Raw genomic sequence first — 26,888 nt, 5'->3', positions numbered from 1 at the left:
GACGAGGACGGGCGGCTGTGGCTGTTCCAGAGCCGGCCGATCACGGCGATGACGGCCCGGCCGCCGCGTGGGGCCCGGTTGCTGGGTCCGGGGCCGGTGGCGGAGACCCTGCCGGGTCACTTGGAGCCGCTGGAGAAGGACCTGTGGCTTACGCCGATGGCCCGGGGGCTCGCGGTCGCGCTGGACATCGGCGGTACCGCGCCCCGGCGGCTGTTGCGGACGGTCCCGGTCGTCACGGCGGTCGGCGGCCGGGCAGCGGTGGACCTGCGGCTGCTCGGCGCCGTTCCGCCGAGGAACCGATGGCTCGCGCTGCTCAACCCGGCGCCGGGCGCCCGGCGGCTCGGCGCGGCCTGGCGGGTGGGGCGGCTGACCTCGACGCTGCCGGGACTGGCGACGGACCTGGTGGCGGACGTCGACCGGCGGCTCATCGAGACCCCGCCGCCCACCGAACTGCCGACCGCCGAGCTGGTCCCGGCCCTCCGCTGGACCCGCGCCACCCTCGTCTCGCTCCACGCCCAGGAGGCCCTGGCCGGCGCCCTCCTCCCGGAGCCCCGCGTCACGGCGGCGAGCACCGCCCGCGCGATGCTCACGGAGACGGGGGTCCAGGACCTGCCCGATCACCGGCTGGTCGCCGCCGAACCCGTGGTCCTCGCGCTGACGGCCCCCAGTCTGTGGGACGGCATACGCCTGCCCCGACCCTCCACCACCCCGACGGACGCGGCACGCGCCCCGACGAACGCGACCGCCCCCACGGACACAGCCACCCTCCCCAGCCCCCTCCGCCGAGGCGCCTCCGTCGGCACCCTCCCGCCGCGCGAGGCCCTGCGGGCCACCGGGACGCTCGGCATCCTGGCCCTGTCGTACTGGGCGCGTGAGGAGAACCCGCCGCCCGCGGGAACCCACTCGATGCGGGGCATCCACAACTTCCAGCCCGTCGGCACCGCCGGCGAGCTGTGGCGCGGGGCCGCACCCTCCCCCGCCGGATACCAGGAGCTCGCCGACCTCGGCTTCACCACAGTCGTCGACCTGCGCGCCGAGGACCTGTCCGAAGCCCAGCTCGCCGAGCCCCGCAAGGCGGGCCTCGACGTCGTACGACTGCCGATCCGTGACGGGCAGACCCCGACGCCGGAGCAGGTGCAGCGCCTGCTCGACACCGTCGCCGAGGCCTCCAGGCCGGTGTTCGTGCACTGCGGCGCCGGCGTCGGCCGTACGGGGACGATGGCGGCGGCGTACCTCGTAATGACCGGACAGGCGGAGCCGGGAGCGGCGGTCTGGCGCAACCTCTCGGTCGGGCCGCCGTCGATCGAGCAGATCTACTACGGACTGAACCTGGAGGAGGAGCGGGCGAGCGCGAAGCCGCCGCTCCCGGTGGTGGCGGTGAGCCGCTTCGTCGACGCGCCCCGCCGTATCTGGTCGTACCTGTAGACCAAAGTCATGGATGCGGCCCGCAGGTTCACCTGCGGGCCGCATCCATGACCGTGAGTCGGCGCGACCCTACGGCTTGCGCCCCACCGCCCCGTACCCGGGAATGACCCCGTCGTCCTGGCCGGGAACGGGCTCGCCCAGCTCGGGATGCCACTTGTGGGGCACCTCGACGCCGGGCTCGCCGAGTTCCAGGCCGTCGAAGAAGCGGGCGAACTCGTCGCGGGAGCGCAGCGCCAGGGTGACGCCCGCGGCCTTGAGCTTCTCCGTCGCCGCCTTCGACTCCTCCGGGGTGAAGTCGGCGGTGGCGTGGCTGACGACCAGGTGGCTCCCGGAGGGCAGCTCGGACATCAGCCGCTGGACCAGGGCGTTCGCGCCGTCCTCGTCGGGGACGAAGTGCAGCAGCGCGATCAAGGAGAGCGCCACGGGCCGGTCGAAGTCCAGCACCTTCCTGGCGCCCTCGATGACCGCGTCCTGGCTGCGCACATCGGCCTGCAGATACTCGGTCCGCCCCTCGGGCGTGCCAAGCAGCAGGGCCGCCGCGTGGGCCAGCACGATGGGGTCGTTATCGCAGTAGACGACGGCCGCGTCGGGGGCGACCCGCTGGGCGATCTGGTGGAGGTTCGGCTCGGTGGGTATGCCGGTGCCGACGTCGAGGAACTGCCGTACCCCGTTCTCGGCCAGCCACCGCGTGGTCCGGTGCATGAAGGCACGGTTGACCCGCGCCATCACCGGCACCCGGGGGTCGAGGGCCAGCATCTGCTTGCCCATCGCCTCGTCGACGGGGTAGTTGTCCCTGCCGCCGAGGTACCAGTCGTACATCCGCGCGGGATGGGGTCTACTCGTGTCGATCTCGACGGGGGGACGCCCGTTCATGACGAATTCCATAAGGTTCTGCAGCAGTAGGTGATCAACTCAGGGCCAGCATAGGGAGATTGAGAACAACAGGGGTGCGTAACAGGTCTCAGGACAACAAGGTCTCAGGACAACAAGAAGTCCGCCGCCCCCTCCTTCGCTCCCTGGATGAACGCGTTCATCTCGTCGGGTGTGTAGATCAGCGCCGGCCCGTCGGGGTCGGTGGACTGCCGTACGGCGATACGGCCGTCGGCGAGCTTCATCGCCTCCAGGCAGTTGCCGCCGTTGCCACCGCTCCAGGGCTTGTGCCAGCCCTCACTGCCCAGCTCGTGGGCGGGCATACCGTTGTACACGCGCGCGTGTACGTGTCCGTGCCCCTGTCCGAGTCCATGTCCGTGCGACTGCGTGTGCGTGCGCGACTGCGACTTGATGCGATCCATTCGGTGTCTTCAGAGCTCCTTGCGGAGATCCCGGAGGATCTCCTTCGTGCGTTGTGCCGTGGCGGCCTGCGCCGCCATGCGGTCCATGACCTCGAGGTGGGTCGCCACCTCGGAGCGGTCGTCCAGGTAGACGGCGCCGGTCAGGTACTCGCTGTAGACCATGTCCGGAAGTTCGGGCATGGCGAATCGGAACAGGACGAACGGCCCGTACGTGCCAGGGTGCGGTCCTGTGTCGAACGTGGTGACCTGGAGCGTCACATGGGACAGCGCCACGACCTCCAGCAGTCGGTCGAGCTGGGCGCGCATGACCGCCGGTCCACCGACGGGGCGGCGCAGGGCGGTCTCGTCCATCACGAACCACAGCCGGGGCGCGTCCTCACGGGTGAGCAGTTCCTGGCGTTGCATGCGCAGGGCGACATGGCGCTCGATGTCCTCGGGTCTGCTCTGGCCGAGGGCGCCCGAGAACATGACGCGGCGCGCGTAGTCCTCGGTCTGCAGCAGGCCGGGGACGAAGTGGGGCTCGTAGCTGCGGATCAGGGAGGCCGCGCCCTCCAGGCTGACGTACATGGAGAACCAGCCCGGCAGGATGTCGTGGTAGCGCTGCCACCAGCCGGGTTTGTTGGCCTCCTCGGCGAGCCGGACGTAGGTCTCGGCCTCCTCGTCGTCGACGCCGTACGCCCGCAACAGGAGCTGGAGGTAGGGGATCTTGAGGGCGACCTCGGCGGTCTCCATACGGCGGACCGTGGCGGGGGCGACATGCAGGATGCGCGCGGCCTCCTCGCGTTTGATGCCCGCGCGCTCACGCAGGTCCAGCAGACGCCGGCCGAGTACGACCTGGCCGACCGTCGGCGCTGACCGCGGTTCGCTCATCTCGCACCTCCATCCGACCTGACATCACCCTGAATCACCTGACTTCGACGAAGCCCGGTACATCCGGCCCCGACAGCCCGGCGGCGCCCTTCGGATTACCCGCCCGGTTTGGTACGTGTCCCGCGTGTACGCACGACCACTGTGCGTACATACGGACGATGTGCGAGGGATTTCCAACTGGCGCCGCTACACGTGCTGTTGCGTGCAGTGTGCCATGACCGTTCAGAGAGTCCTACGCACTCTGCAATTTTCAGAGTGACACTTGCCAAGTGTTCACGGCGAGGAGATAGTGGCAAACGTGATTCCGCCCCCTGCGCCGTTAGGAACAGACGCCGCCGGAGACCGTGTCGGTCCCGGTCCGGCCGCCGGGGCGCGCCCCGAAACAGCAGCCGAGCGCCGGTTCCGGTTCGAGCTGGCCGCGCACCCTGGTGCCGTGGCACAGGCCCGTCGTGTGACGCGTACCCAGCTGACCGGCTGGGCCGTCTGCGAGGACACCTGCGACACGGCCGCCCTGGTCGTCTCCGAGCTGGTGACCAACGCGATCGTGCACACCGCGAGCAATCAGATCGTCTGCGAGCTGCACGACGGCGACGACCTGGTGCGCATAACGGTACGGGACGAGGGCTGCGCTCCGGGCGAGCCGCATCCCTCGCCGCAGCGCCCCGAGGAGGAGCACGGGAGGGGACTGCTCCTCATAGAGGCCATGTGCCGCTCCTGGGGAGCACAGCCGGCCGGGCTGGGGCTTCTGGTGTGGGCGGATGTGCCCCGTAAGGCCGCCCGAAACGGCGCCTCCCCCAACGTGGTCACGGACACGGCGGCCTGGTCCGACCTGGGCTGGGGCGCGAAGAAGCCGACCACGGACGACCGCGGCGACGAGGCCGAGGCCGCGCACCTGCCATGGGGGAGGGTGTGAGCGCGTCGAACGGTCTCGCCGAGGCGGCCGGTGCGGGCAGAGTGGCCCGCGTGGTGAGCCTCGACACCCTGACCCGTCTGCGCCGCGCCCAGCGGTCCGCGGCGACGCCCCGCCCCCTCCCTCTGCCCGAGGGCATGACCACCCCCATGGGCTGCGACGCGGTCGCGGCCCCGGCCCGCATCGGACCACTGGTCCTGCCCCGGCTGCCCCGCGTGGGCTGTGTCTACGCCGACCGAACGCACTGGTGGTGGCTCGTGCCCGCCGACTCCGACTACGCGCTGGAGTGGCCCGAGCCGGCCCGTTACACCACGGGGGCGCTGGTCTCCGACGGTTCGACCGCTCCCGGGCTGATCCTTCGACCGGACGGCACGATTCCTTATACGCCGCCGATACCGTTGTATCTCGCGTTGTGCCGGGTCACGGGGACTACGCCGGCGTGGTCGCGGCCCCTTAGCGCGTAGGGCTCCGCCGGTTGGGCGGGGTTCGTGCCAGGGGCTGCGCCCCTGGATCCCGCCACATAGCTCGGGTGGAACGGTCGTGTCTGCGGCTGCCGGGCCGTGGGGGCTTGTCGCGCAGTTCCCCGCGCCCCTGAAAGGCGCCTACGCGCGCTTTCTTAGGTCACCGCGCGCCCCGCGTGCTCCGCGTGCATGGCCATGTGACCCGTCGCGCGCCCTGGTAGCAGTCGGCCCGCCCCGCGATAGTGGCGGTCGGCGACGACTCGGGGGAGGGCGCGGGTGGGGAAGGCGCGGGACAGGGGGAAGCCGGAGACGTCGGAGTCGGAGTTGCTGCTGTTCGGGGGGCCGCTGCGGTACGACACGGGGTGGTCGCAGCACTCCGACGCGTTCCTGGAGCTGAACTTCCGCGCGATGATCCGGCGGCTGCCGTCGCTGCTCGCGTCGAGTTTCCGGCTGGCCTGGCAGGCGGACCGGCGGGCCGCCCGGACCGTACTGGCCGCCGAGACGGGTCGCGGGCTCGCCCAGGCGGTGGGGCTGCTCGCGGTGAACGCGGTCCTGGCCCGGCTGATGACGGACGGCACGGTCGAGGAGCGGTTACGCGGCGCCGTCCCCGCGCTGGTCACGATCGCCGCCGTGTCGCTGGTGGCCACGCTGCTGCGGGCCGCGTCGACGTACGCCACCGGCCGACTGGAGCCCAAGGTGGAGCGGGTGGCGACCGAGCTGTATCTGAAGCGGGCGGCGGCCGTGGAGCTGTCCGCGATCGAGGACGACGGTTTCCACAAGCTGCTGGACACCGCGAAGTACGGCGCCCAGTCGGCCCGCCGCATGATCAGCTACTCCGCGCGCGTGGTGAACGCGCTGATCTCGCTGATCGCGGCGGCCGGCGTCCTGACCGTGCTGCACCCGGCCCTGCTGCCGCTCCTGATCACGATGACCCTGCCGAGCGCCTGGAGCGCCCTGACGATCGCCCGCCGCCGCTACGAGTCCTTCCACGCCTGGGTGCAGCACGCGCGCGCGGGGTACCTGATCAGCTCCCTGCTCATCGAGCCGGAGGCGGCCCCGGAAATCCGGCTGCACGGCGTCGGCCCGTTCCTGCTGCGTCACTTCCGCTCCATGTCGGAGACGGCGGAGGCCGAGCAGGCACGGCTGGCCGGGCTGGCCGCCCGTACGGGCCTGTTCGCGGCCGTGTGGACCGGGCTGGCCACCGTGGCGACGTACGCGACGCTGGGCGGTCTGCTGCTCGCCGGCGCCATGGCGCTGTCCGTGGCGGGTACGGCGGTCATCGCGATCCGCACCGGCTCCGCCAGCCTCGACACGCTCGTCCTGGAGGTGAACTCCCTGCACGAGGAAGCCCTGTTCGTGGGCGACATGCAGCGCCTGTACGTGGAAGCGGCCAAGCGCGCGATCCCGGTGGGCGGCGACCCGTTGCCCGAGGACCCGCGTGAGATCCGCGTGGAGAACGTGACCTTCACCTACCCGGGGAAAGCCGCCCGGCCCGCGCTGAGCGATGTGACGCTGACCGTGCCGCTGGGCAAGATCGTGGCCCTCGTCGGCGAGAACGGCTCGGGCAAGACGACCCTGGTCAAGCTGCTCGCCGGGCTGTACACACCCGACCAGGGCAAGATCATGTGGGACGGCGTCGACGTGGCGAGCGCCGACCGGCAGCAGCTCGCCGAGCGCATCGCGATGGTCGCGCAGGACTTCAAGCGGTGGCCGTTCACGGCCCGCGTCAACATGGCGATCGGCCGCCCCTCGGCGCCGCTGACCGAGGAGCGCCTCGCCTCGTCGGTCGCCGAGGCCGGCGCGCAGGACGTGGTCGAGGAGCTGCCGCGCGGCCTCGACACCCTGCTGGCCCGCGGTTTCAGCGGCGGGCACGAGCTGTCGGGCGGCCAGTGGCAGCGGCTGGGGATCGCGCGTGCCGCGTACCGGAAGGGTCGCATCCTCATCGTGGACGAGCCGACCGCGGCGCTGGATGCCCGCGCCGAGGTGGAGGTCTTCGAGAAGATCCGCGCCCTGGCGGGGACCGGCCAGACGGTCGTCCTGATCACGCACCGGCTGGCGTCGGTCCGCCACGCCGACCTGGTGCACGTCCTCGACCAGGGCCGGCTCGTGGAGTCCGGCACCCCGGACGAGCTGCTGGCCACGGGCGGGGTGTACGCGGAGCTGTACTCCCTTCAGGCGGAACAGTTCGCGGCGAAGGTGCCCGCCCCGGAGGTGGGGTGAGATCAGACCGCGGTGGCCGCCGCGGTGTCGGCGCCGCGCACGATGACCAGGAACATGTCCGTCGCGATGTCCATCACGACCTCGGCCTGCTGACCCTCCAGCCGGGCCGCGTGCGCGAACTCCTCCGCCGGCCACGAGCCGCGCGGCCCACCGGCGGGGAACCGCCCCAGCACCATTCGCCCGTTCACCATGCACCTCCATGCAACGCCGTTCATAACCCCGTGATTCATAGAGTTAAACGCCAATCATGCGGTGAACAGCTCGCGAAGTGACGGTACTGAGACGTAGTTGACACGTGGTCAACGTCGGACCGTGAGATACCTCTCTAAAACCACACGTTCCGGTGACTCTGTGTGTCCAGTCGTGTCACTCGGGTGGCTTGTCGTAGTCATGGATGCGTCCCCCGTGGCTACGGTTGGTGAGTGCCGCCAGCCGCTCCTCCAGCGCGCGCACGGTCACCGGCACGTCGACGGTGAGCAGCTCGCGGTCGCGCATGAGGACGCGTCCGTCGACGATCGTGGTGCGTACGTCGGCGGAGCGGGCGCTGTGCACGAGGGTGGCGGCGAGGTCGTGCACGGGTTGGGTGTGCGGGCCGGTGAGGTCGACGAGGACGATGTCGGCGCGCCGGCCGGGGGCGAGGCTGCCGAGCCGCTCCCCCAGTCCGACGGCCCGCGCGCTCTGCAGGGTGGCGTGGTGCAGGGCCTGGCGGGAGGTCAGCCACCGCGGGTCGCCCTCGGTGGACTTCTGCACGAGGGCGGTGAGGGCCATGGACTCCCATACGTCGAGGGAGTTGTTGGAGGCGGCCCCGTCCGTGGCGAGCCCGACGGGGACGCCGATACGGCGCAGGGCGCGCACCGGGGTGGTGGGCCAGGCGAACTTGAGGTAGGTGCGGGGCGCGGTCGCCACGGCCACCGGCATCGTCGCGCGCTCCAGGACGGGCAGGTCGCGCTCGACGATGCCGGTGCCGTGCGCGATGAGGACGCCCGCTTCGAGGCCGAGCAGCCCGGTGCGCTCCAGGACCTCGATGGGCGTGACACCGTGCCGGGCCAGGCTGTTGTCGGTCTGGTCGGGGGACTCCGAGGCGTGCAGATGCACCGGAAGCCCGTGCTCACGGGCCAGTTCGGCGGTCGCGGCGAGGTCGGCGTCCTCGACGGTGTAGGGGGCGTGCGGGGCGAGCGCGGTGGTGATGCGACCGTCGGCCGCGCCCCGGTGCCGTAGCGCGAACTCCAGGGATTTCTCCCGGCCTTCGGCGCCCTGGGAGGAGAAGAAGGCCTCCCCCAGGTGCGCGCGCATTCCGCACTCGGCGACGACGTCGGCGACCTTCTCCATCGAGAAGTAGTGGTCGGCGAAGCACGTCACCCCGCCCCGGATCATCTCCGCGCAGGCGAGCCGCGCCCCCAACTCCACGTCCGTCGCCGTCAGGTTGGACTCGACGGGCCAGATGACGTCGTTGAACCACTCCTCGGCCGGCATGTCCTCGGCGATGCCGCGCAGCGCGACCATCGGGGAGTGCGTGTGGCAGTTGATCAGCCCCGGCATCGCGATCTGGCCTCGGGCGTCGATGCGCTCCGCCGTCGCGACCACGGCTGTCTCCGCCGCCGGCCCGATGCTCTCGATCACCCCCTCGCGTACGACGATCGCGGCGTCCTCGACGAAGGCGATGCCCTCGTGTTCGTCGTGGACGAGGGCGGTGCATCCGGTGATGACGAGATCAGCGGCGGGTGAGGTCACGCTGCCACCGTACGACGGAGTCATCCGGACGGGGTGGCGAACCGGACAGGACGCGGGGCCCGGATATGGGACGCGATCGCGGGGCCCGGGCATGGGGACGCGGTCCTCGGGGTCGGGCCTCAGGCCGTGAGATCGGTCCTCAGCCGTACGCCCGGTACCTCCGGAAGGCTGATGCCGGCCTGCCGCTGGTGTCGGGCGAGTTCGTCGAGGAGTGTGGTGAGCTGCTCGGTGTGGCGGCGGGTGAGGCATCCGGCGTCGTCGAGGTCCACGGCGCAGGCGGTGGTGGTGTCGACAAGCCGTTCGAGGACGGCCGCGACCTCGTCGGTGCCCTCGGTGTGCCGGGCCAGGGCGGGCAGTTCGGCGCCGGAGAGGGCGATGGTGGTGCGGGCCTGGGCAAGTGTGCGGTAGGCCTCGCGGCGCAGGGTCCAGCGGGCCGCGCGGTCTCCGGGCAGGTCGGGTTCGTGGGCCTCGTCCAGGATGTGCAGCAGATACGCGTGCGCGGCCGCGCACGCTTCGGTGAGCCGGGCGCGTACGCCCCCGCCGCTCTGGCCCTTCGGTATCGGCAGGTGTCCGACGATCAGGACGATGGCGCAGGCCAGCAGCGTTTCGCCGATGCGGCTCCAGGAGGCCTGGGGCTCGCCGCCGACCATGACGAGGGCGAGGACGAGGACGGTGACGACGGCGGTCTGGGCGGCGAAGTGCCGTGTGGCGACGGGGATGAGCGCGCCGCTGACCGCGACGAGCGCGACAAGCCCTTCCGGCCGGGGCAGTAAGGCGGCGAGCCCGGCGAAGACCACGGCCCCCAGCACGGTCCCGGCGGCGCGGCACAGCACCCGGGACACGAGCGGTCCGAGGTCGGGCTTGACCAGGAACACGGCGGTCGCGGGGAGCCAGTACCAGTGCTCGTGGTTCAGTACCTGCGCCACGGCCGCGCTGGCCCCGAAGGACAGGGCGACCCGCAGCCCGTACTCGCGTCCGCCGGTGCCGAGGGCGAGCCGTACGACGGACGCGGCGCTGCGGCGCCGGGTGTGCAGGTCGTCGTTGGCGTCGCCGCCCCGGTCGAAGGACTCGGCCGCGGCCAGCAGCGCGTCGTCGAGGGCGCGCAGGGCGGGCGCGGAGCGGGAGGGCGCGGGCAGCGGCCTGGTGACCGTGTTGTCGCGCACGGCGGCGGCCAGCCGCCGGGGTCCTTCGGAGGCCCGGCCGACGACGGCGTCCCCGGCCCACGCCAGCGCGGTCGCCGCCTCGGCCAGCGGTAGCGCGGCGGCGTACTGGGCGTGCAGCCGCCGCTCGGCCGACGAGCTGGCGTACCGGCGCAGCCGAGGCCCGGCGAGCGCGTCCTGGGCGTGGTCGAGAGCGGCGGTGAGAGCTGCCCGCCGAGCGGTCGCCTGCGGGGTGCCGACGGCGTCGAGGAGCGTGGCGATCGCGTCGTACACGGCGGCGACGGCGTCCCGTTCCCCGTCGAACCGGTAGTCACCGGCGGTGAACGCCGCGGGAGTGGGCAGGAGGAGACGCAGGAGGAGCAGCCATCCGGCCCCGGCGAGATAGGCGAGCGCCCGCTCCCACCCCGTCTCCGGCAACGGCATCCCGGCCCCGATCGCGGCGGCCACGAGCACCTGTGTACCCGCCCCGGAGGCGACCGGCCCGACCGCGCTCATGCCGCCGGCGAGCAGCCCGAGCGAGGTGAGCAGCAGGGTGAGGGCGACGGCTCCGACGTGCTGTCCGGCGTAGGTCCCCTCGTACGGTCCGGCGTAGATCTCCGCGTACTCTCCGGCGTACGTCCCGACGAGCAGTCCCACGGCGCCGGCCAGCGCGGGCACCCCGAGTCGCTTGATGGAGACCCGTCGGCTCCCGGGCCGGTCGTTGATCCCGGCGAGCATGGCCCCGAGCGCGGCGACGACCCCGACGGTGGGCCGGCCGGCGAGCACGGCCACGAGCAGCAACGGCCCACCGGCCAGCGCCCCGCGCAGCATCGCATTCCAGGGCACGGGCCCCCTTTGCGCACGCAGAGCATGGGCGAGCCAGGGCGGAAGGGCGAGGGCGGCGCGGCGAGGCACAGGGCTCCTGTCCGGACGAGGGCGGGGTGTGTCCTCGGGCGACGGTGGCCGGGGGGTGTACGGGTGCCCTCCACGGTAGGTCGCATGTCCGGGGGAAGTGGAACGCCTGTATTACCGCGATGTGACGATGCGTGGAAAGACCACGTTCTTTATGAACGCAACCCGGAAGCAGCCGCAATGAACGCAACCGACCCGGGCCCGGAAACAGCGGGAAAGCGCCGGAAATGAGATGGGCGCAATGAGATGGGCCCGAGGGCGTAGCCGGCCCCCGGGCCCTGAGATGCCGCCCATTCGGCACGTCGCCACGGTTGAGAACCCAGGTCAGTCGTCATGTCGCCGCGTCCTGCCTTTGGACCACCGCGCATCGAGCTGCGCGGGCTGGACTTGAACCAGCACTTCGACGTCCGGGGCCCGGGCCCGGTCGTTGCGACGATCGGCGGCGAATACTGAGTCTGGAGCAATAGTCTGAGATTGATCACGGCCCGTCCCTGGTTTCTTCGGCGGGTACGGACCGCTCCGTCACGACAAGCCTCAGCTTCAGCCTGCGCTCCTCGCGCACCCCGTTCGGCACACAGGCCGACCGGGGAGTCTGTGAGACTTCCCGAACAGGTAGCCGAACACCGCGTCACCGACCCGCTGGTCGACGACGTCCACGCCGTTCGCTTCCTCCCGCGCGAACTTCACGGCTTGCTGCAACTTCTCGACGCGGTCGAGGATTTCGTTCACGCGCCGGGCGGGCAGGGCGCCGGAGAACTTCACGGTGGTCCAGTAACCGACCGGTATGTCCTCGTAGTACACCTCAACCTGGGCGGGGTGCTTGTCGGTGGCCTCGGCCTTCACATGATTCCGGGGCACTTTCTTCGTACGCACCGTCCGTACGGCCTCGGTCTTCCAGTCGTCGGTGGAAGGGTCCTGCGACCACGCCTCGGAGGCGTCGAGCACGGGCAGCTTGCGTATGAGTGTGTTGATCTCCCCGAGCTGCTTCTCCAGGAAGAGCAGGTAGGCCACGGGCACATCGGCGACGAGCACCCGCCCCTCGACCTTCACATCGGCCCGCGCCGTGCAGTTGGCCCAGTCCTTGGTGGCGGTCACATCGAACAGCCGTGTGAGGATCCCGGCGGTCTCCCGCAGCACGTCCTCGGCCCGCACCTGCACCCTGGTCGACTCGGGCGGCAACTGCTCACCCTCCTCGTCCTTCGGCTGGTACGTACGCGCGATACCGGCCAGCAACGCCGGCTTCTGCAGCCCATGGTGAGCAGCCGTCAGGTCCTGGTGCGACTTGGCCTTGACGCCCTTCTCGACTGCGATGATCTGATTGAGTTTCGCCACGTGGGAGACGGTAACAGCGCGAGGCGGATCTTCTCGAAGGGTTATTCGTGGTCGTGCTCGTCCTCACGGCTTGCCGGTCGTCATGTCCCGGATCGTGTGGGCCTGGATGACGATGCCTTGCTGGACGCTGCCGCTGAAGGTGTTGTAGGCGGCTCCCTTGGCCTGGTCGGCCGCGGGCGCCAACTCGTCGAGCAGCGCGCGGAGTTCGGCTGCCATCGCCGGGTCCGCGCGGAGCGTACGCCTGAGCCGGTTGCGCCACTCGGCCCGTACGTCGGCTACGGCCTCGTCGTCACCGGCGTCCCGCGCGGCGACCAGATCGGCGCGCGACTCCTCCAAGTCCTCCTGGACGTCCGCCTCGTCCCGCCCTCGCGAGAAGAGCGCGACCACCCGGTCACGGAGCCCGGCCCACCCGTCGCCCACCATCTGCTGAACCAGCGCCGTCGCACCCGCCGTCGCCAGTGCCGTCAACTCCGCGTCCATCAGGCCCCCTTACTCTCGTCGCCGTACCGGATCTCAACCGTAGCCGCCGAAGGTCCTCACCGGACCCGCGCTGCGCTCAGTACGACGTCCCATGACTTCTCGATCCGGACAACGCGTCCGGGTCATCCCGAACTGCGCTCGGCCGCGCCGGAGCCGATGCTGGTGGCGAGGGAGGCAGGGACACCGGAGTGGAGCCAGGAGGCCGTGCTGGCAGGACGTCTCAGTGAGCGGGTGGCGATCGTCACCGGTGGGGCCGGCGCGATCGGCGCCGCGGTGGCGCGCCTGCTCGCGTCCGAGGGCGCCACCGTGGTGATCGCCGATGTCCGTGACGCCGAGGGGGCGGAACTGGCGGCCGAACTCAGCGGCCGGGCCCGGAACCTGCGCCTGGATGTCAGTGAGGAGGAGGGCTGGCGGCAGGCGGTGGCCGAGGTGGAGCGGGAGCTGGGCCCGGTCTCGGTCCTGGTGAACAACGCCGGAGTGATCGCGTGGGGCACGATGGAGGAACAGAGTCTCGAATCGTTCCGCCGGGTCATCGACGTCAACCTCCAGGGCGCCTGGCTGGGCATGCGGGCGGTGGCTCCCTCGCTCCGCCGGGCCGGTGGAGGCGTGATCGTGAACATCTCCTCCCTCGCTGGAATGACCGCCTACGCGGGCATCGGCGCGTACGCGGCGAGCAAGTGGGCGCTTCGCGGGCTGACGAAGGCCGCCGCGCTGGAACTGGCTCCCGACGGGGTCCGCGTGTGCTCCGTCCATCCCGGCACCATCCGTACCCCGATGACGGCCGGCTTCGACGACTCCTACGCCTCGGGACAGCCCATCCCCCGATTCGGCGAGCCCGAAGAGGTCGCCCGCATGGTGCTCTTCATCATCACCGACGCCACGTTCTCGACGGGCAGCGAGTTCGTCATGGACGGCGGCCTCCTCGCGGGCCCGCCCACCGTGCTGAACCCCGCCCGCTGACCGGCGGCGCTGCCGCCGGCGGCCTCGGTCTCGATTGTCAGTGGCGTGCGCTTCAATGAATCCATCGTCACAGAGAGTGACGATGGAGGTGCTCTCGGGATGCGCTGAGGCGCGCCCTGGGCTCGGGGCTACGGGGGAGGCAACGCGATGGGTGGCTACGAGGAGGACGGCCGACGGTACGTGTCGTTGTCCGGGCTGCGGATGCGGGGATGGACCGGCGCGATGGTGCACCGGCTGCTCGGGGCGGCGGACCGCCTCAGCGCGAATCCGCGGGTCAGGGATGCGCCGCAGGTTCGGCTGTACGGACTGGAACGGGTCGAGGCAGCCGAGCGGAGCGCGGAGTTCCGGGCGGCGGCGGACTCCTCGGGGCGCAGGTCGGAGGCGGTACGGGCCGCGGTATGGCGGCGGAGGGAGGAGACCATGGAACGGATCAGAAGCGAGCCGATCGAGGTGCCCCGCCTGGATCCGGGCAGGCTGGCACTACGAGCGATGGAGCACAAGGCGCGCAAGGAGAGGGGAGCGGAATGGAGCCGTTACGGCGACGGTGACAGGCTCGCCCGACCTCCCGGCGACACTCCCGACACTCCCGGCACCCCTGTCGACCGCTCGTCGCTCGATCCCTGGAAGGTCGACTACCTCCTCCACCGGCTGAGCCACCACGACCGGCTCCTCCACGGCCTGCCCGGGCACGGGCGGAACTCCGGACACGCAGAAGCCCTCACGCTACTGCGTCAGCGCATCTGCACGGCCATCGCCGAGGCGTATCCCGCCCTGGCGCATGAGTGCGAGAAGCGAGTGTGCGACCAATGAGCGGGTCCATCTCGTCAGTGAAGTGCACTATGAATCCCCTTCCCGCGCAGGGCAATCGGGGCTGTGACCTCCCTACGTTCCGACGCATGAAAGACGATCAAGCCCTGCGCGTGCATGAGCGCCTGGCGGCCTCTCCCCTGCTGTGCCCGGTCGCCTTCGGTGAAGGCCGCCGGTTCGGACTCCGGATCTCGCCTCGCTCGCCGAGGGCGCCCTCGGCAGCTGCGTCGACCCGGACTCGCTGACGGTGTCCGGCGAGAAGCGGTTGCGGCTCGGGCTGGGTGCGACCGGGCGGGAGTGCACGCACGACGACGAATTCCGACGGAGGTACTGGATCAGAACACCGAGCGGTCACGGCCCCGCCGGCACGATCGCCGTCGACACCTGGCCGATGGGCGGCGCCCTGCGCGTCTCCTCGCTCTACGTCCACCCCGTCGCCCGGCGACAGGGACTCGCCTCGGCCGCGCTGGACACGGTCTACGGTGCCTGCCGCGCCGAGGGGTTGCACGGGTTCCGTCTCGACACGCACTGGACCTGGCAGAGCTCCGTGCGTTACTACCTCGGCCGCGGCCTGTGGACCACCTCGTGGAAGCACTCACTGGGACTGGCCCGGCTGTCGTATCTACCACGGTACGAAGTCAGGGAGGATGGGGAGGAGTTGACGCTGCTGGTGACCGGCTCGTCGGAGTCGGTCCCACTCCTGGCCGGACGCGACGGCGAGTGGCTGCGCCTGCGGGAGACCGAGCAGTACCGGAGCATGCCGGACCGGCGGGACGTCGTACGTCTGTACGCTCGATCGACGTTGGCCCTGTATCTCGCCGTACGGGGGCTGCCGTTGGTGCGAGGCGAGACGGAGGCGGCCCGGGCCGACCGCTGGTGCGACATCGGCGAGCCGGAGGGTCTCGCGTACAAGATCGGGATCTTCGAGTGCGTCGCCCGTGAGGACGGCTGGCGGGTGGACAGCCCGTACATCGATGCCGCCGCACTCACCCGACTCGGGCGTGACTCCGCGGCGCGGTCCCCACGGAGTGACCGTCAGGTGGTGGCGCGAAATCCGGATGCGGGTCCGGGGATGAGCGCGCACTATCGAGAGATCACCCTGCCGAACGACGATTCCCCGGAGCCCTCATGATCCAGCGCGTCACCGTCTCCACCCTCTTCCAGCCGCCCGTCTACTCCCACGCCTCCGTCGTCGAGGCAGGAACGAGGCTGGCCTTCCTCGCCGGTTCCGTTCCCTTGGACGCCGACGGAAAGCTGGTCGGCGAGGGAGATCCGATACGCCAGGCCGAGCAGGTGCTGGCGAACCTCGGGGAGCAGTTGCGGGCGGTGGGCAGCGACTTCGCGCACGTCGTGTCGACCGATGTGTACGTGGTGAGCAGCGAGCCCGCGGTCCTCTCCGCGGTCTGGGACGTGGTCGAGGCGTCCGGGCTCAGCATCGGCCCGCACTCATCCACCCTGCTCGGCGTGGCCTGCCTCGGCTACACAGACCAGTTGGTGGAGATCACGGCGACGGCGGTGGTGCCGGAGCCGTAGCCGGGCAGCGGGAGACGGCGTAAGCCGAAACGGCGGGTCAGCCGCAAGACGGCGGAAGGAGCCGTGCCGGTACGTCATGCCCGTCGCGTAGAGCGGCCAGAGAACCCCAGCCCCTCAACCCCCGAGCAGTAAGTAGGGGACCAAGCGACGGGCAGACGTACCGGCACGGCCCCGCCCCACCCACAAGCAGCACGCGCCCTACGAAGAGGACCCCCAGCCCACCCCAGGCCGCCCCCAATCCCGCCTCTTCACCAACGGCTTCGCATAACTCCCCGCCCGGCTGGTCATCAGCCCCATCGACACCAACGACTCCGCGAGCTTCACAGCCGCGGCCACCCCATCGACGACAGGCACCCCCAGCTTCTCCCCGACCACCCGTTGCAGCCCGGTCATCCCGGCGCACCCGAGCACCAGCACCTCGGCCCCGGCATCCCGCGCCCGCTGCGCGGCAACGAGGAAGGCCCGCGTCGTGCGATCGGAGTCGTCGAGGTCGAGCACACCGAGCCCGGTACCGACGACGGCGGCGCAGTTCCGCCCCACCCCGGCCGCCTCCAGGCTGTCCTCGATCTGCCCGCACGACCGTTCCAACGTGGTGACGACCCCGTAGCGCCGCCCGAGCAGACACGCCAGATGGGCCGCGGCCTCGGTGATGTCGACGACGGGAACGTCCACCAGCTCCCGCGCCCCTTCGCGTCCGTGCTCACCGAACCCGGCCATGACGACGGCGTCGTACGGCTCCTCGTAGGTCCGCAGGGTGTCGAGGACGGCGGCCGCCGAGAGGTAACTGTCGAGCCACCCCTCCGCCGACTCGGGCCCCCACGCGGGGGTCAGCCCGGTCACGGTGGTGCCCGGGCCTGCGGCGGCCCGGGCACCTCGCACGATCTCCTCGGTCATCTCCTGCGTGGTGTTGCAGTTGGTGACGACGATTCGCACGCTCAGCCCTCCACAACCGTGGACTCGACACCCTTGTCCGACCCCACACCCGAGGCCGAACCCGAACCCGCACGCTCATCCCGGCACAGCACCGCGTACAGCCCGGCGGCCAGCGCCGTACCGATGAACCACGAATACGGCGCGACCGCACTGAAGTACGACACCAGCGCGAGCACCGCCGAGACCGCCGCGGCGGGCAGGAACGCCCACAGGGCCTTGGGGTTGACGCCCTTCCGGTAGTAGTAGCGGGACCCGGGCTCGGCGTTGAAGAGCTCATCGACGTCGATGCGCCCGCGCTTGACCCAGAAGTAGTCGAGCATGATCACACCGAACAGCGGTCCGAGGAACGCCCCGAGCCCGCCGAGGAAGTACTGCACGACAGTGGGGTTGGAGAACAGGTTCCACGGCGTCACGACCAGCGCCGCCACCGTGCTGATCATGCCGCCCACCTTGAAGGTGATCTTCTGCGGCCAGACATTGGCGAGGTCGTACGCCGGCGAGACGAAGTTGGCGACGATGTTGACGCCCATGGTGGCGATGGCGAAGGTCAGAGCGCCGAGCACCAGGATCCAGGTATTGCCGATCTCGGCAACGAGGTAGGCCGGATCGGTGATCGCCTTGCCGAAGACCTCGATGGATCCGGCCGTGACGATGACCGACACGACGACGAACGCGGTCGAGTTGATGGGCAGCCCCCAGAAGTTCCCCCGCTTGACCGTCTTGTAGTCGGGCGCGAACCGCGAGAAGTCGCAGAAGTTGAGCATCAGCGTGCCGTACGTGGCGAGGACCAGCCCGATCGCACCGAACCACTGCCGCCACTGCTCACCCACGGAGACCGGGTTCGGCGTCGAGGTGAGCGAGATCGTCCAGTCGGCCTCGGCGAGGATCCACACGGCGAGGGCGATCATGACGATCCAGATCGCGGGGCCGCAGAAGTCCTGGAACTTGCGCACCGACTCCATGCCCTGACTGATGATCAGCGCCTGGACGAGCCAGAGGGCGACGAAGGTGATCCAGCCGAGGTGGTGCAGGCCGAGGAAGGAGTCGTGGGTCCAGGACTCCAGGCCCGGCCAGGCGGCCAGCAGCATGATGTTGACGGCGACGGACGCGAGATAGGTCTGGATGCCGTACCACATGATGGCGATCACGGCCCGGATAATGGCCGGGATGTTGGCGCCCCAGATGCCGAAGCTGATGCGGCTGACCACGGGGAACGGCACGCCGTGGCGCTGGCCGATCTTCCCCATCCAGTTCATGCCGATGTAGATGATCACGAAGCCGACGAGCAGCGACGTGAAGACCTGCCAGACGTTCATGCCGAGGACGAGCAGGCCGGCGGCGAAGGTGTAGTTGCCGAGGTTGTGGACGTCGGACATCCACAGGGCGAAGAGGTCGAAGACCTTCCAGTTGCGCTTCTCGGCGGGCGCCAGGTCTTCGTTGGTGAGGCGGGGGTCGGGGACGAACGCTGTGGTGCCGGTGGCTTCGGCATGGTCGGCGAGAGACACGGGGCCTCCAGGTGCGAGGGGAGACGGGGAGAGGATAAAGCGGACCAGCACTGGGGGGCTTTGGTATACCAAACTGCCGACATGGTGCTCCCGTCAACCGTTCCGACCGATGTCGCTGTTGTTAACGCCATGTAAAACACCCCTGGCGTCGGTGAAAATTGGCCCATGAGTTCCGTGGCTCCGCAAGGAGCGAAGATCGAACCCCTGGGCGCGGTGCGCGAGCGCGTCCTCGCGACCCTGCGGCAGGACATCATCGCGGGACGCCTGCGCCCCGGTGACCGGCTCGTCGAGCGCGAGCTGGCGGACCGCTTCGGGGTCTCCCGGGTCCCGGTCCGCGAGGCGATCCGCGCCCTGGTCGCCGAGGGCTTCGTCCTCTTCGAGACCCCGCGCCGCACCGTCGTCCGCCGTCTCACCCCGGCCGACGTCGCGGAACTCTTCGAGCTGCGCGAGGCGCTGGAGGTGTACGCCGCCGGGCTCGCCGCCGCCCGCGCCACCCCGGGGACCCTGGCGGAGCTGTCGGCCCTGCTCGACCAGGCGGCGGCCGCGACCCACGCCGGTGACGCCGAGACGATCACCGACGTCAACACCCGTTTCCACGACGGCGTCCTGGCCATGGCCGGCAACAGCCTGCTCATCTCCGTCATGGAACCGGTCGCCGGCCGACTGCGCTGGCTCACCCGCCAGAACACCGAGTGGCCCCAACTCCTCGCCGAACACCGCGAGATGTACGAGGCGATCGCCTCCGGCGACCCCGACCGCGCCCGGGAGCACGCGCTCACCCACGTCCGGACCAACTACCGCTCCACGGTGCGGCACCTGTTCGGCGAGGACCAGAACTCGTAAGCACCCACCAGCGGATAAATGCTGAGGCCGACGACCCAACCGTCTGCCTACACTCTGCCGACCTTTCAACTCAGGCAGTGAGGACGGCAGCATGGTCAGCAGACGTGGGTTGTTGAGCGGAGCGGCGATCGTGGGCGTCGGCGCGTTCACGGGAGTGGTGCAGAGCTCGGGGACCGCCGCGGCGGACGCACCGCTCAACACTCCGTTCACCCCCGTCACGGCCCCGCATCTGGCGGAGGCCGACCGGATGGTGCACTACCAGCGTCTCCTGGCCTCCGGTTATCTGCCGGGCGGCCTCCTCGGGCACTGGCCTCTGGACGGCACGGGCGCCGACCGGTCCGGCCACGAGCGGCCGGTCACCCTCGGCTCCGGCGCGTCCTGGTCGACCTCGCGCGCCGGCGGCGAACTGACCTTCGACGGCACATCCAACGCGTACGCGGCCACGGCCTCCGTCCTCGACACCACGGCCCCCTTCACGGTGTCGGCCTGGGTGCGCCTGGCGGACGGCGACACACCCGCCGACCTGGCGAACATGTACACCGCGGTCAGCCAGGACGGCACCGCCGCCAGCCGCTTCCTCCTCCAGTACGACCCCGCTTTCAGCACCTGGGCGTTCAAGGTGCGCAGCGAGGACCAGAGCACCAAGGTCTCCGCCGTCGCCACCACCCCGGCCGCGCTCGGTGTCTGGACACATCTGACCGGAGTGTGGGACGGCACGCAGATCCATCTGTACGTGAACGGCGAACTGAAGGGCAGCGCCGCCACCACGCTGTCCTGGGCCGCCACGCAGGGCTTCAACATAGGCCGGGCCAAGTGGGACGGCGCATCGGTGAACCGCTTCAAGGGCTCGGTGGACGACGTACGGGCCTACGGCCGTGTGCTGAGCGCCGACGAGATCTCCCTGATCAGCGGCCGCACCGCCGGCCTGAACAACCAGTACCTGGTCGGCTCCGCGTCCACGGTCACCTGGGGCACCCCCGACGACCTGACCAGCTGGATCGCCAAGGCCCGCTGCTCCTCCTTCATCACCTGGGTGCTGAAGCACACCTACGGCTGGGCGACCGACGCCTACTTCACGCAGTACTTCCAGGACCGCATCCCCGAGGCCGCCGACTACCGCATGGCCTTCACGGACGGCACCGGCGGCCCCCACCTCAAGCGCATCCGCAAGGTCACCGACCTGCAGCCCGGCGACCTGATCGCCGTCGACTACAACGGCAGCGACCCCGACAACACCGGCCACATCGTGATGGTCCGACAGGTCAAGGGCGTCTTCACCGGGTCGGTGAACTTCAGCGGCGAGACCCAGTACGCCATCGAGGTCGTCGACATGACATCCGACCCGCACGGCGTGTACGGCCTGTCCAGCTACGCCCAGTATCCGGACACCCGCATGGTCAGCGACGTCGACGGCACGAACTTCCAGGGCGTCGGCATCGGCCACATGATGTTCTACGCCTCCGACACCACCGGGGAGTTCTCCCGCTACCGCTGGAGCGTCAACTCCAGCTCCGCGAAAACGTACGCCGTCGCCGACCGGCCCATCTCGGCGGCCCGCGTCGTCTGACGCTCAGCCCCCGGCGTCCTCGCGACGCTCAACTCCTGGCGTACTTGTCCGTCGCCTCCACCAACGCCTGCGCCATGTCCGGCGCGCCCGCGTTGTGTCCCACGTCGTCGACGAGGACCAACTCACTGCCGGGCCAGGCGTGGTGGAGGCGCCAGACGACACCGAGGAGATTGCCGGGGTCGAGACTGCCCTGGACGAGCGTGCCGGGGATGCCCTTGAGCAGGGGCGCGTCACGCAGGACGACGCCGTCGAGGTCGGTCTGGTCGAGGAAGTGGTCGTTGCCCCAGTAGTGGGTGACGGTACGGGCGAAGGAGTAGCGGAACACCGGGTCCTCGTAGCGCGGCACGGAACGGGGCGGCTGCGCCGCGATGGCCGTCTCCCAGTCGGTCCAGGCCCGCGCCGCCCGCGCCCGCACGTCGGCGTCGGGCGACTCGAGCAGCCGGTTGTAGGCGGCCGCGAGGTTCCCGTCGCGCTCGTCCTCGGGCAGTTCGGCCAGGAACCGTTCGAAGGCGTCCGGGAAGAACTGCCCAAGTCCCCTGGTCAGCAGGGCGACTTCGGCGTCGCTGCCGGAGGCGACGCCGGTGAGGACCAACTCGGTCACCGCACCCGGATGCGTCTGCGCGTACCGCAGCCCGAGCACCGACCCCCACGACACGCCCCACACCAGCCACCGCTCGATCCCCAGGTGCCGCCGCAACAACTCCAGGTCGGCGATGAGGTGAGCGGTCGTATTGACGCTCATGTCGGTCTCGTACGCGCCGGCCGGCGGCGTGGACCGCCCGCACCCGCGCTGGTCGAACTGCACGATCCGATACGCCTCGGGGTCGAAGAGGCACGGGAACCAGGCGTTGGCCCGGGAACCCGGCCCACCGTGCAGCACGACCGCCGGCTTGCCCCGCGGATTCCCGCTGACCTCCCAGTACACGTGGTTGCCGTCACCGACGTCGAGCATGCCGTGGTCGTACGGTTCGATCTCGGGATAGAGAGGCATTGCGCGACCTTAACCGGCGTACGCCCCGGTCGGCAGCCGCTTTTCCGCCGGGCCCGAGCCGGTCCGGGCCAGGACCGACCGGGCCCGACTACGACGTGATGCTCAGCCCGGCCGCCCTGGCCGCCGTACGCAGAACCTCGCGGAGCATGGCGGGGGTCAGCCGGCCGGTGAAGGTGTTGCGCTGGCTCACATGGAAGCAGCCGAAGAGGTCGAGCCCGTCGAGCGGTACGTGGATGCCGTGGCCGAAGACGGGCCGGGGCCGGGGCACGTCCCAGCCGGCCTCGGCGAGAGCGGGCAGCACGGCCCGCCAGCCGAAGGCACCGAGCACGATCACGGCCCGCAGCGACGGCCGCAGCAACTCCAGCTCACCTACCAGCCACGGCCGGCACGTATCCCGTTCCGCGGGGGTCGGCTTGTTGGCGGGCGGTGCGCAGTGCACGGGTGAGGTGATCCGTACGCCGTACAGTTCCAGGCCGTCGTCAAGGCCGACCGCCGTGCCGCGCGAGGCGAGGCCCACGTCGTGCAGCGCCGCGTACAGCACGTCGCCCGAGCGGTCGCCGGTGAACATCCGCCCGGTCCGGTTCGCCCCGTGCGCGGCGGGAGCGAGCCCGATGATCAGCAGCGCCGCGTCGGGCGGCCCGAAGCCCGGCACCGGCCGCCCCCAGTACTCCTCGTCGGCGAACGCGGCCCGCCTGGTCCGGGCCACCTCCTCCCGCCACCCGACCAGCCGGGGACAGGCACGGCACCCGATGATCCGGGCGTCGAGCGCGGCCAGCCCCTTGTCACCACCGTGACCAGGGTGAACGATCGCACCGCCGTCGCCGCTGCCCATGCCTCCACGGTACGGCCGGTGATCGCCTCCCGGGGGCACGGTGATCGCCCGACGCGGTGGACGCGGCTCGTGGGCGCTCGGCGATTGGCGGATTTGTCTCGGCAAAACGCCTGTCTCGGGGCGTACCGCTGGGACAAATCCGCCAATCGCTGCCCGCTGGCCGCCGCCCGCTGCCTGGATTCGCCGACGGCTTCTTCGCCTCGCCGGGCCACGGCGGCGAGCTAAGGTCGAGGCATGGCTTCTGAAGGTACGGACGCGCGGGCGAACGGCCCGGGCACCACGAACCGGGACTCCGGCGCTGCGGCGGCCGCCGCCGAGGCCGCTCGCCCGGTCGGCGGCGAGACCGTGCGCATCGACAGCTGGATCTGGTCGGTCCGTCTGGTCAAGACCCGTTCGATGGGCGCCACCGCCTGCCGGGGCGGTCACGTCAAGGTCAACGGCGAACGCGTCAAGCCCGCGCACTCGGTTCGCGTCGGCGACGAGGTACGGCTGCGCCAGGCAGGGGGCCACGAGCGGATCGTCGTCGTCAAGCGTCTGATCCGTAAGCGGGTGGGCGCGCCCGTCGCCGCCGAGTGCTACGTCGACAACTCGCCGCCGCCCCCGCCTCGCGAGGCCACCGCCCCCGCAGGAATCCGCGACCGAGGCACCGGCCGCCCCACCAAACGCGACCGCCGAGACCTGGAGCGCCTCCGCGGCCTGGCGGGTCCTGGAGCGCCCGGCGACTTCGGCCGGACCGATGGCTTGGGCGGAACCGGCGGCTCCTGAGCGAAGGTGTCGCGCCGCCGCAGGACAGCGCCGGGGGACTTCCCGTCCTCTACCGGGAAGCCCCTCGGCGCTGTCCTCCGCGCGGACATCACCGCGACGGTCACATGAGCGGCGATCACGCCTCCCGTCGCACCAGCCGCACCAGCCCGGCCGCGTCCTGGCGCCGCGCCCACGCGATCACGATGAGCGGGACCATCAAGATGAGCGGAGTCGCCGCGTACTCCCCGTCGAAGACGGCGACCTGGGTGATGAACGCCCCCACCATCAGCGCGCTCAACGCCCCCGCCGCGACGGGGGCCAGCACGGGGATCACCAGCCCGATCGCCCCGGCCAGTTCGAGCGCGCCGATGGTGTACATCCCCGTGCTGCCCCAGCCCAGCGTCTCGAAGGACTCGGCGGCCGACGGGTGCGCGATCAGCTTGGGCAGCGCGCTCGCGATCGCGAAGAAGAGCGCGAGCACGATCTGCAGAGCGCCCAACGAGATCCGGGCACGCCTGCTACGTGCGATGCCGTTCGCGCCGGAGGCGGCGGCCGGAGCAGTGGCGGAGGCAGCGGTCGCGGAGGGGGCGGCGACTCGGGTGATGGGAGCGGTGGTCTCGGACATGGCGTTCTCCTGTGTGAAGCAGTTCCGTGTTGCTGTCACAGAGGTAGACCGAGGCACTGCGCCGAACTCATCGGTGCCCGCCGGAAATTCGCGCCGAACTTGGTGGGCCCTCCCCCTCCCCGCCTCTCCCCCCACCGGCAGCCGCCGTCACCCCATCAGTACCGCACCTCGCCTCACCAGTACCGTCCTCACCTCACCGTGCCGTCCTCACCCCACCGGCACCGCCTTCACCCAGATCCGGTCCTCCGTCAGGTACCGGTCCACCTTCAGCCCCGCCTCGTCCAGCGCCTCCTCGAACTGTTCCCTGGTGAGCGGCCGTGAACGGAACGTCTGGGTCCACTCCCCGTCCGGGAAGAAGTACTCGACGAAGACGGAGTCGACCCCGTCTCCGATCGGTTCGGTCGAGGCTATGCGGACGGTGAAGCCACGGGGGTCGACCCGCTCGCGGGGCACGTTGGTGTGGTAGTCCTCCCCTTCCCGCTGGATCAGTACGAAGCCGTCGTCCGCGACGTGCCGCAGGCAGGTGGCGAGCATCCCGCGGCGTACCTCGGGGTCTCCGGTATGGACGAGGAACGACGCAAGGAGCACGACGTCGAACTTCTCGTCCAGGGCGAGCCCTTCGATCGGGCTGCATATCGTCCGGGCGCCGCGCACCCGCTCCAGCATCTCCGCCGACTCGTCGACGGCCGTGACGGTGAACCCCCGCTCGATCAGTGGATGGGTCATACGCCCCACCCCACTCCCCAGTTCGAGAATGCGCGCGCCCGCGGGCGCGACGCCCGCGATCACCTCCGGCTCGTCCCCCACCGGCAGCCGCGAGTACAGCTCGACCGCGCAGCCGTCCGGGGTGATCGCACCGGGTCCGGTCCCCTTGTAGCCCTCACGCATCTGAATGCTCATATCCGTCCAACGGCCCGCCGGTGCTTGGGCGTTCCACCCATCCGCCACCCGATGGGGTGAACGTGCACGGCCGTGGCACGCCGGCGTCTCACCACACGAACCACCCATGCCCGCTGTACCAGTGGCCGCCCGCCCGCAGATGGTCCCCGACGGCCCGTTCGAGGCTCGTCCGGCGCTGCAGTGCCTCCACCGGCAGGTCAGGGTCTCCGAACACGAACCGGACGGGCAGGTCGTCCTCCGGTTCGCGGTTCCCGCAGCTGATCCGGAACCGCTCCTGGAAGCAGACGATGTTGGAGCCCGCCGACAGGTATCGCTTCAGCTGCGGATCGAGGAGCCAGGAGTGACAACAGGCCGCCTCGTACCGCTCCTCCGGGAAGTGAAGCGCGAAGAACTCCCGGGCCAGTGCCAGGGACCGGTCGCACGTCTCCGGGGTCAGGGGTCCCGCGCAGTCGGGTATGTGCAGGTCCAGGCACAGCTCCCCGGGCCGCAGTTGCAGTCCCGCGGCCGCGAGCGCGACGCCTTCACGACCGCCGAGCCGCGCTCGTTGGAACTGCAGCCGCCCCAGCTGGAACAACTCCCCGTGGAAGTGCAGCGAGAACCAGGTCGGCGCGACCAACCCGCCCACTCCGTACCGCCGGCGGTGCAGCGCCAGCCCGCGGCCGAGGTCGGCCAGGGTTCGGCGGGACACGTCGTCGGGGATGCCGCGCTCGCGGTGGTACGCGCGTACGTACGGCAGGGCGGCGACGAAGACGTACACGGGGAAGTAGCGGCCCAGCGGACCCGATTCCAGCGGGAATGGCGGGAGTCTCAGCCCTTTGCCGATCTTCCCCATGTCCCGCGCGAGGCCGCCGACGCACCGCTCGAGGAGCCGGGTCGTCTCCTCGTCGTCCGCCAGTGCGCGGCGCAGCGCGACCAGGTCGTTGACGTCCTCGTACGGCACGGCAAGGTCCACCAGGGCATCGGGCAGCTCGTCGGGCCCCGGAAGCCGAGCCTCCTCCGCCGTCGCGGCGTCCCCGCTCTCCTCGAGTCGCTTCAGCCACTCGGCGAGTCTCTCGTCCGTTCGCAGCGCATCCAGCAGCACGGCCGCCTCCCCCGTCACCCCACCCCGTCTCCTGGAGAACGCACGAGCCGAAGAGTACGTTTCCCTTAGGACGGAGCAGTGATCCTGATGCGTACCGGCAGTGAACCGAGGACAGCACGCAGTGCCCTGCGGATGCGGCTCTGGTTGAGCGTATGGGGTCTGATCTGGGCGATCGCCGGAACGGCGGCCTTCGCCGTCGCCGACCGCACCGGCTGGGCCGTCGCCTGTGGTGTGCTGTCGGTGATCGTCACTGTGGATCTGGTGATGATCCTCCGCCACATCCGCCAGGGCCCGCATTACCAGCCGGGCCGCGACGTCCCGCCGTACTCACCACCGGGACCCCACCACCCGTAAGGCCCTGGCGGCCTTGACCCCTGTCAGGAGTCGAACCGCGCCGCTTCCAGGTACTGCGGGTTCGGGTCGAGCGCGGCGGCGAGCCTGAAGTGGCGCTTCGCCTGGTCGGGGCGGGCCTGGCGCTGGTAGGTGCGGGCAAGGGCGAAGTGCGCGAACGCGTTGTCCGGCTCGCGCTCCAGGACGATCGTGAACTCCAGCTCGGCGGGCCGCAGTTGGGCGGCCGCGAAGAAGGCTCGCGCGCGCAGCAGCCGGGCAGCCGTGTTCTCGGGGTGCTCGGCGATGACTCGGTCGAGCAGTTTCACCGCGCCTCGCGGGTCGCTCGCGGCGAGGAGTTGCTCGGCGGCGCGGAAGTCGATGACATGCGTCTCCGGGGTACGTCCGGTGGAACCGCTGATCTCGGGCACGGCTGAGTCCTTCCCTCGCTGCGACGGTTCAACGCCC

Annotated in this window: 27 protein-coding genes and 1 pseudogene; 12 read left to right on the top strand and 16 right to left on the bottom strand. The window is 70.7% G+C overall.

Translation table 11 applies throughout. The features are described 5' to 3' along the window. The first annotated feature begins 48 nt into the window (after positions 1-48). Positions 49-1,425, top strand: coding sequence for a fused DSP-PTPase phosphatase/NAD kinase-like protein (locus F3T56_RS49615; RefSeq protein WP_342786890.1), 1,377 nt, complete (start codon positions 49-51; stop codon positions 1,423-1,425). A gap of 69 nt (positions 1,426-1,494) precedes the next feature. Here F3T56_RS49615 and F3T56_RS01325 read toward each other — a convergent pair whose 3' ends face one another. From F3T56_RS01325 to F3T56_RS01315, 3 genes are all read right to left on the bottom strand, one after another. Further along, positions 1,495-2,310 carry an SAM-dependent methyltransferase gene (locus F3T56_RS01325; protein WP_149822764.1) on the bottom strand — a complete coding sequence of 272 codons (816 nt, stop codon included), beginning with the start codon at positions 2,308-2,310 and terminating at the stop codon, positions 1,495-1,497. 92 nt (positions 2,311-2,402) lie between these two features. Further along, positions 2,403-2,618, bottom strand: a complete 216-nt coding sequence (locus tag F3T56_RS01320) for a DUF397 domain-containing protein (protein ID WP_149822883.1) — start codon at positions 2,616-2,618, stop codon at positions 2,403-2,405. A 108-nt stretch (positions 2,619-2,726) separates the two neighbouring features. Next, on the bottom strand, positions 2,727-3,587 hold the full coding sequence (locus F3T56_RS01315; RefSeq protein ID WP_149822763.1) for a helix-turn-helix domain-containing protein: 861 nt from the start codon (positions 3,585-3,587) through the stop codon (positions 2,727-2,729). A gap of 433 nt (positions 3,588-4,020) precedes the next feature. Between F3T56_RS01315 and F3T56_RS01310 the strand changes: the two genes are divergently transcribed. The 3 genes from F3T56_RS01310 (at position 4,021) to F3T56_RS01300 (ending at position 7,178) form a co-directional block, all read left to right on the top strand. After that, entirely contained in the window at positions 4,021-4,500 is a 480-nt protein-coding gene (locus tag F3T56_RS01310; protein ID WP_425473531.1) for an ATP-binding protein, read from the top strand. Between the two features lie 50 nt (positions 4,501-4,550). Next, complete coding sequence (locus F3T56_RS01305) at positions 4,551-4,961, top strand: hypothetical protein (protein WP_149822882.1); 411 nt, start codon at positions 4,551-4,553, stop codon at positions 4,959-4,961. A 273-nt stretch (positions 4,962-5,234) separates the two neighbouring features. Next, complete coding sequence (locus tag F3T56_RS01300) at positions 5,235-7,178, top strand: ABC transporter ATP-binding protein (protein ID WP_149822761.1); 1,944 nt, start codon at positions 5,235-5,237, stop codon at positions 7,176-7,178. A gap of 2 nt (positions 7,179-7,180) precedes the next feature. On the opposite strand, the gene F3T56_RS01295 is transcribed toward F3T56_RS01300, so the two are convergent. From F3T56_RS01295 to F3T56_RS01275, 5 genes and pseudogenes are all read right to left on the bottom strand, one after another. After that, positions 7,181-7,369 (bottom strand): hypothetical protein, encoded by a 189-nt coding sequence (locus F3T56_RS01295; protein ID WP_172638755.1) that lies wholly within the window; start codon positions 7,367-7,369, stop codon positions 7,181-7,183. A gap of 175 nt (positions 7,370-7,544) precedes the next feature. Next, positions 7,545-8,933: an amidohydrolase gene (locus tag F3T56_RS01290; RefSeq protein ID WP_149822760.1), complete on the bottom strand. Its 1,389-nt coding sequence runs from the start codon at positions 8,931-8,933 to the stop codon at positions 7,545-7,547. 95 nt (positions 8,934-9,028) lie between these two features. Further along, positions 9,029-10,963, bottom strand: coding sequence for an FUSC family protein (locus F3T56_RS01285; RefSeq protein ID WP_149822759.1), 1,935 nt, complete (start codon positions 10,961-10,963; stop codon positions 9,029-9,031). A 600-nt stretch (positions 10,964-11,563) separates the two neighbouring features. Then, positions 11,564-12,292, bottom strand: a pseudogene (locus F3T56_RS01280) (DUF7873 family protein); the annotation flags it as partial. Positions 12,293-12,355: 63 nt separating this feature from the next. Continuing rightward, the gene (locus F3T56_RS01275; RefSeq protein ID WP_149822758.1) at positions 12,356-12,772 is read right to left on the bottom strand and encodes a hypothetical protein; all 417 of its coding nucleotides are present in this window, start codon (positions 12,770-12,772) and stop codon (positions 12,356-12,358) included. Between the two features lie 204 nt (positions 12,773-12,976). On the opposite strand from F3T56_RS01275, the gene F3T56_RS01270 reads away from it, so the two are divergent. From F3T56_RS01270 to F3T56_RS01255, 4 genes are all read left to right on the top strand, one after another. Next, a complete protein-coding gene (locus tag F3T56_RS01270; protein WP_246203313.1) occupies positions 12,977-13,732 on the top strand; it encodes an SDR family oxidoreductase in 756 nt (251 codons plus the stop codon). Positions 13,733-13,879: 147 nt separating this feature from the next. After that, positions 13,880-14,542 (top strand): hypothetical protein, encoded by a 663-nt coding sequence (locus F3T56_RS01265; RefSeq protein ID WP_246203312.1) that lies wholly within the window; start codon positions 13,880-13,882, stop codon positions 14,540-14,542. Positions 14,543-14,786: 244 nt separating this feature from the next. Next, positions 14,787-15,671, top strand: coding sequence for a GNAT family N-acetyltransferase (locus tag F3T56_RS01260; RefSeq protein ID WP_149822756.1), 885 nt, complete (start codon positions 14,787-14,789; stop codon positions 15,669-15,671). Then, complete coding sequence (locus F3T56_RS01255; RefSeq protein WP_149822755.1) at positions 15,668-16,072, top strand: RidA family protein; 405 nt, start codon at positions 15,668-15,670, stop codon at positions 16,070-16,072. Before F3T56_RS01260 ends, F3T56_RS01255 begins: the two co-directional genes overlap by 4 nt. Positions 16,073-16,270: 198 nt before the next feature. Here the strand turns inward: F3T56_RS01255 and F3T56_RS01250 are convergent, their stop codons facing one another. Both F3T56_RS01250 and F3T56_RS01245 read right to left on the bottom strand, forming a co-directional pair. Continuing rightward, the gene (locus F3T56_RS01250) at positions 16,271-17,005 is read right to left on the bottom strand and encodes an aspartate/glutamate racemase family protein (RefSeq protein WP_149822754.1); all 735 of its coding nucleotides are present in this window, start codon (positions 17,003-17,005) and stop codon (positions 16,271-16,273) included. 2 nt (positions 17,006-17,007) lie between these two features. Then, positions 17,008-18,510, bottom strand: a complete 1,503-nt coding sequence (locus F3T56_RS01245; RefSeq protein ID WP_149822753.1) for an NCS1 family nucleobase:cation symporter-1 — start codon at positions 18,508-18,510, stop codon at positions 17,008-17,010. A gap of 165 nt (positions 18,511-18,675) precedes the next feature. On the opposite strand from F3T56_RS01245, the gene F3T56_RS01240 reads away from it, so the two are divergent. After that, positions 18,676-19,353 carry a GntR family transcriptional regulator gene (locus F3T56_RS01240; RefSeq protein ID WP_149822752.1) on the top strand — a complete coding sequence of 226 codons (678 nt, stop codon included), beginning with the start codon at positions 18,676-18,678 and terminating at the stop codon, positions 19,351-19,353. A gap of 91 nt (positions 19,354-19,444) precedes the next feature. Continuing rightward, positions 19,445-20,920 carry a LamG domain-containing protein gene (locus tag F3T56_RS01235; protein WP_149822751.1) on the top strand — a complete coding sequence of 492 codons (1,476 nt, stop codon included), beginning with the start codon at positions 19,445-19,447 and terminating at the stop codon, positions 20,918-20,920. A 28-nt stretch (positions 20,921-20,948) separates the two neighbouring features. Here the strand turns inward: F3T56_RS01235 and pip are convergent, their stop codons facing one another. Then, positions 20,949-21,911, bottom strand: coding sequence for a prolyl aminopeptidase (gene pip, locus F3T56_RS01230; RefSeq protein ID WP_149822750.1), 963 nt, complete (start codon positions 21,909-21,911; stop codon positions 20,949-20,951). A gap of 88 nt (positions 21,912-21,999) precedes the next feature. Beyond that, positions 22,000-22,743 carry a uracil-DNA glycosylase gene (locus F3T56_RS01225; protein ID WP_149822749.1) on the bottom strand — a complete coding sequence of 248 codons (744 nt, stop codon included), beginning with the start codon at positions 22,741-22,743 and terminating at the stop codon, positions 22,000-22,002. Between the two features lie 234 nt (positions 22,744-22,977). Between F3T56_RS01225 and F3T56_RS01220 the strand changes: the two genes are divergently transcribed. After that, positions 22,978-23,508: an RNA-binding S4 domain-containing protein gene (locus F3T56_RS01220; RefSeq protein WP_149822748.1), complete on the top strand. Its 531-nt coding sequence runs from the start codon at positions 22,978-22,980 to the stop codon at positions 23,506-23,508. 115 nt (positions 23,509-23,623) lie between these two features. Here F3T56_RS01220 and F3T56_RS01215 read toward each other — a convergent pair whose 3' ends face one another. From F3T56_RS01215 to F3T56_RS01205, 3 genes are all read right to left on the bottom strand, one after another. Beyond that, a complete protein-coding gene (locus F3T56_RS01215; RefSeq protein WP_149822747.1) occupies positions 23,624-24,112 on the bottom strand; it encodes a DoxX family protein in 489 nt (162 codons plus the stop codon). 207 nt (positions 24,113-24,319) lie between these two features. Beyond that, positions 24,320-25,012 (bottom strand): class I SAM-dependent methyltransferase, encoded by a 693-nt coding sequence (locus F3T56_RS01210; protein WP_172638754.1) that lies wholly within the window; start codon positions 25,010-25,012, stop codon positions 24,320-24,322. Between the two features lie 88 nt (positions 25,013-25,100). After that, positions 25,101-26,093, bottom strand: a complete 993-nt coding sequence (locus F3T56_RS01205) for an acyltransferase domain-containing protein (protein WP_149822878.1) — start codon at positions 26,091-26,093, stop codon at positions 25,101-25,103. Between the two features lie 87 nt (positions 26,094-26,180). Between F3T56_RS01205 and F3T56_RS01200 the strand changes: the two genes are divergently transcribed. Continuing rightward, complete coding sequence (locus F3T56_RS01200; protein WP_149822746.1) at positions 26,181-26,447, top strand: DUF6343 family protein; 267 nt, start codon at positions 26,181-26,183, stop codon at positions 26,445-26,447. 23 nt (positions 26,448-26,470) lie between these two features. Here F3T56_RS01200 and F3T56_RS01195 read toward each other — a convergent pair whose 3' ends face one another. Continuing rightward, positions 26,471-26,851 carry a tetratricopeptide repeat protein gene (locus tag F3T56_RS01195; RefSeq protein WP_149822745.1) on the bottom strand — a complete coding sequence of 127 codons (381 nt, stop codon included), beginning with the start codon at positions 26,849-26,851 and terminating at the stop codon, positions 26,471-26,473. Positions 26,852-26,888: the final 37 nt, after the last annotated feature.

It is taken from the genome of Streptomyces tailanensis, from assembly GCF_008386495.1.
GTDB lineage: Bacteria > Actinomycetota > Actinomycetes > Streptomycetales > Streptomycetaceae > Streptomyces > Streptomyces tailanensis.
The sequence above is the reverse complement of the archived record's forward strand: the minus strand, read 5'-3'. Positions and strand labels throughout refer to the sequence as shown.

Coding starts and splice junctions, on each gene's coding strand:
- F3T56_RS01200 (WP_149822746.1), top strand. CDS start 26,181: ATGCGTACCGGCAGTGAACCGAGGACAGCACGCAGTGCCCTGCGGATG.
- F3T56_RS49615 (WP_342786890.1), top strand. CDS start 49: ATGACGGCCCGGCCGCCGCGTGGGGCCCGGTTGCTGGGTCCGGGGCCG.
- F3T56_RS01320 (WP_149822883.1), bottom strand. CDS start 2,618: ATGCCCGCCCACGAGCTGGGCAGTGAGGGCTGGCACAAGCCCTGGAGC.
- pip (WP_149822750.1), bottom strand. CDS start 21,911: ATGCCTCTCTATCCCGAGATCGAACCGTACGACCACGGCATGCTCGAC.
- F3T56_RS01215 (WP_149822747.1), bottom strand. CDS start 24,112: ATGTCCGAGACCACCGCTCCCATCACCCGAGTCGCCGCCCCCTCCGCG.
- F3T56_RS01265 (WP_246203312.1), top strand. CDS start 13,880: ATGGGTGGCTACGAGGAGGACGGCCGACGGTACGTGTCGTTGTCCGGG.
- F3T56_RS01220 (WP_149822748.1), top strand. CDS start 22,978: ATGGCTTCTGAAGGTACGGACGCGCGGGCGAACGGCCCGGGCACCACG.
- F3T56_RS01225 (WP_149822749.1), bottom strand. CDS start 22,743: ATGGGCAGCGGCGACGGCGGTGCGATCGTTCACCCTGGTCACGGTGGT.
- F3T56_RS01315 (WP_149822763.1), bottom strand. CDS start 3,587: ATGAGCGAACCGCGGTCAGCGCCGACGGTCGGCCAGGTCGTACTCGGC.
- F3T56_RS01255 (WP_149822755.1), top strand. CDS start 15,668: ATGATCCAGCGCGTCACCGTCTCCACCCTCTTCCAGCCGCCCGTCTAC.
- F3T56_RS01235 (WP_149822751.1), top strand. CDS start 19,445: ATGGTCAGCAGACGTGGGTTGTTGAGCGGAGCGGCGATCGTGGGCGTC.
- F3T56_RS01210 (WP_172638754.1), bottom strand. CDS start 25,012: ATGAGCATTCAGATGCGTGAGGGCTACAAGGGGACCGGACCCGGTGCG.
- F3T56_RS01240 (WP_149822752.1), top strand. CDS start 18,676: ATGAGTTCCGTGGCTCCGCAAGGAGCGAAGATCGAACCCCTGGGCGCG.
- F3T56_RS01290 (WP_149822760.1), bottom strand. CDS start 8,933: ATGACTCCGTCGTACGGTGGCAGCGTGACCTCACCCGCCGCTGATCTC.
- F3T56_RS01275 (WP_149822758.1), bottom strand. CDS start 12,772: ATGGACGCGGAGTTGACGGCACTGGCGACGGCGGGTGCGACGGCGCTG.
- F3T56_RS01295 (WP_172638755.1), bottom strand. CDS start 7,369: ATGGTGAACGGGCGAATGGTGCTGGGGCGGTTCCCCGCCGGTGGGCCG.
- F3T56_RS01325 (WP_149822764.1), bottom strand. CDS start 2,310: ATGGAATTCGTCATGAACGGGCGTCCCCCCGTCGAGATCGACACGAGT.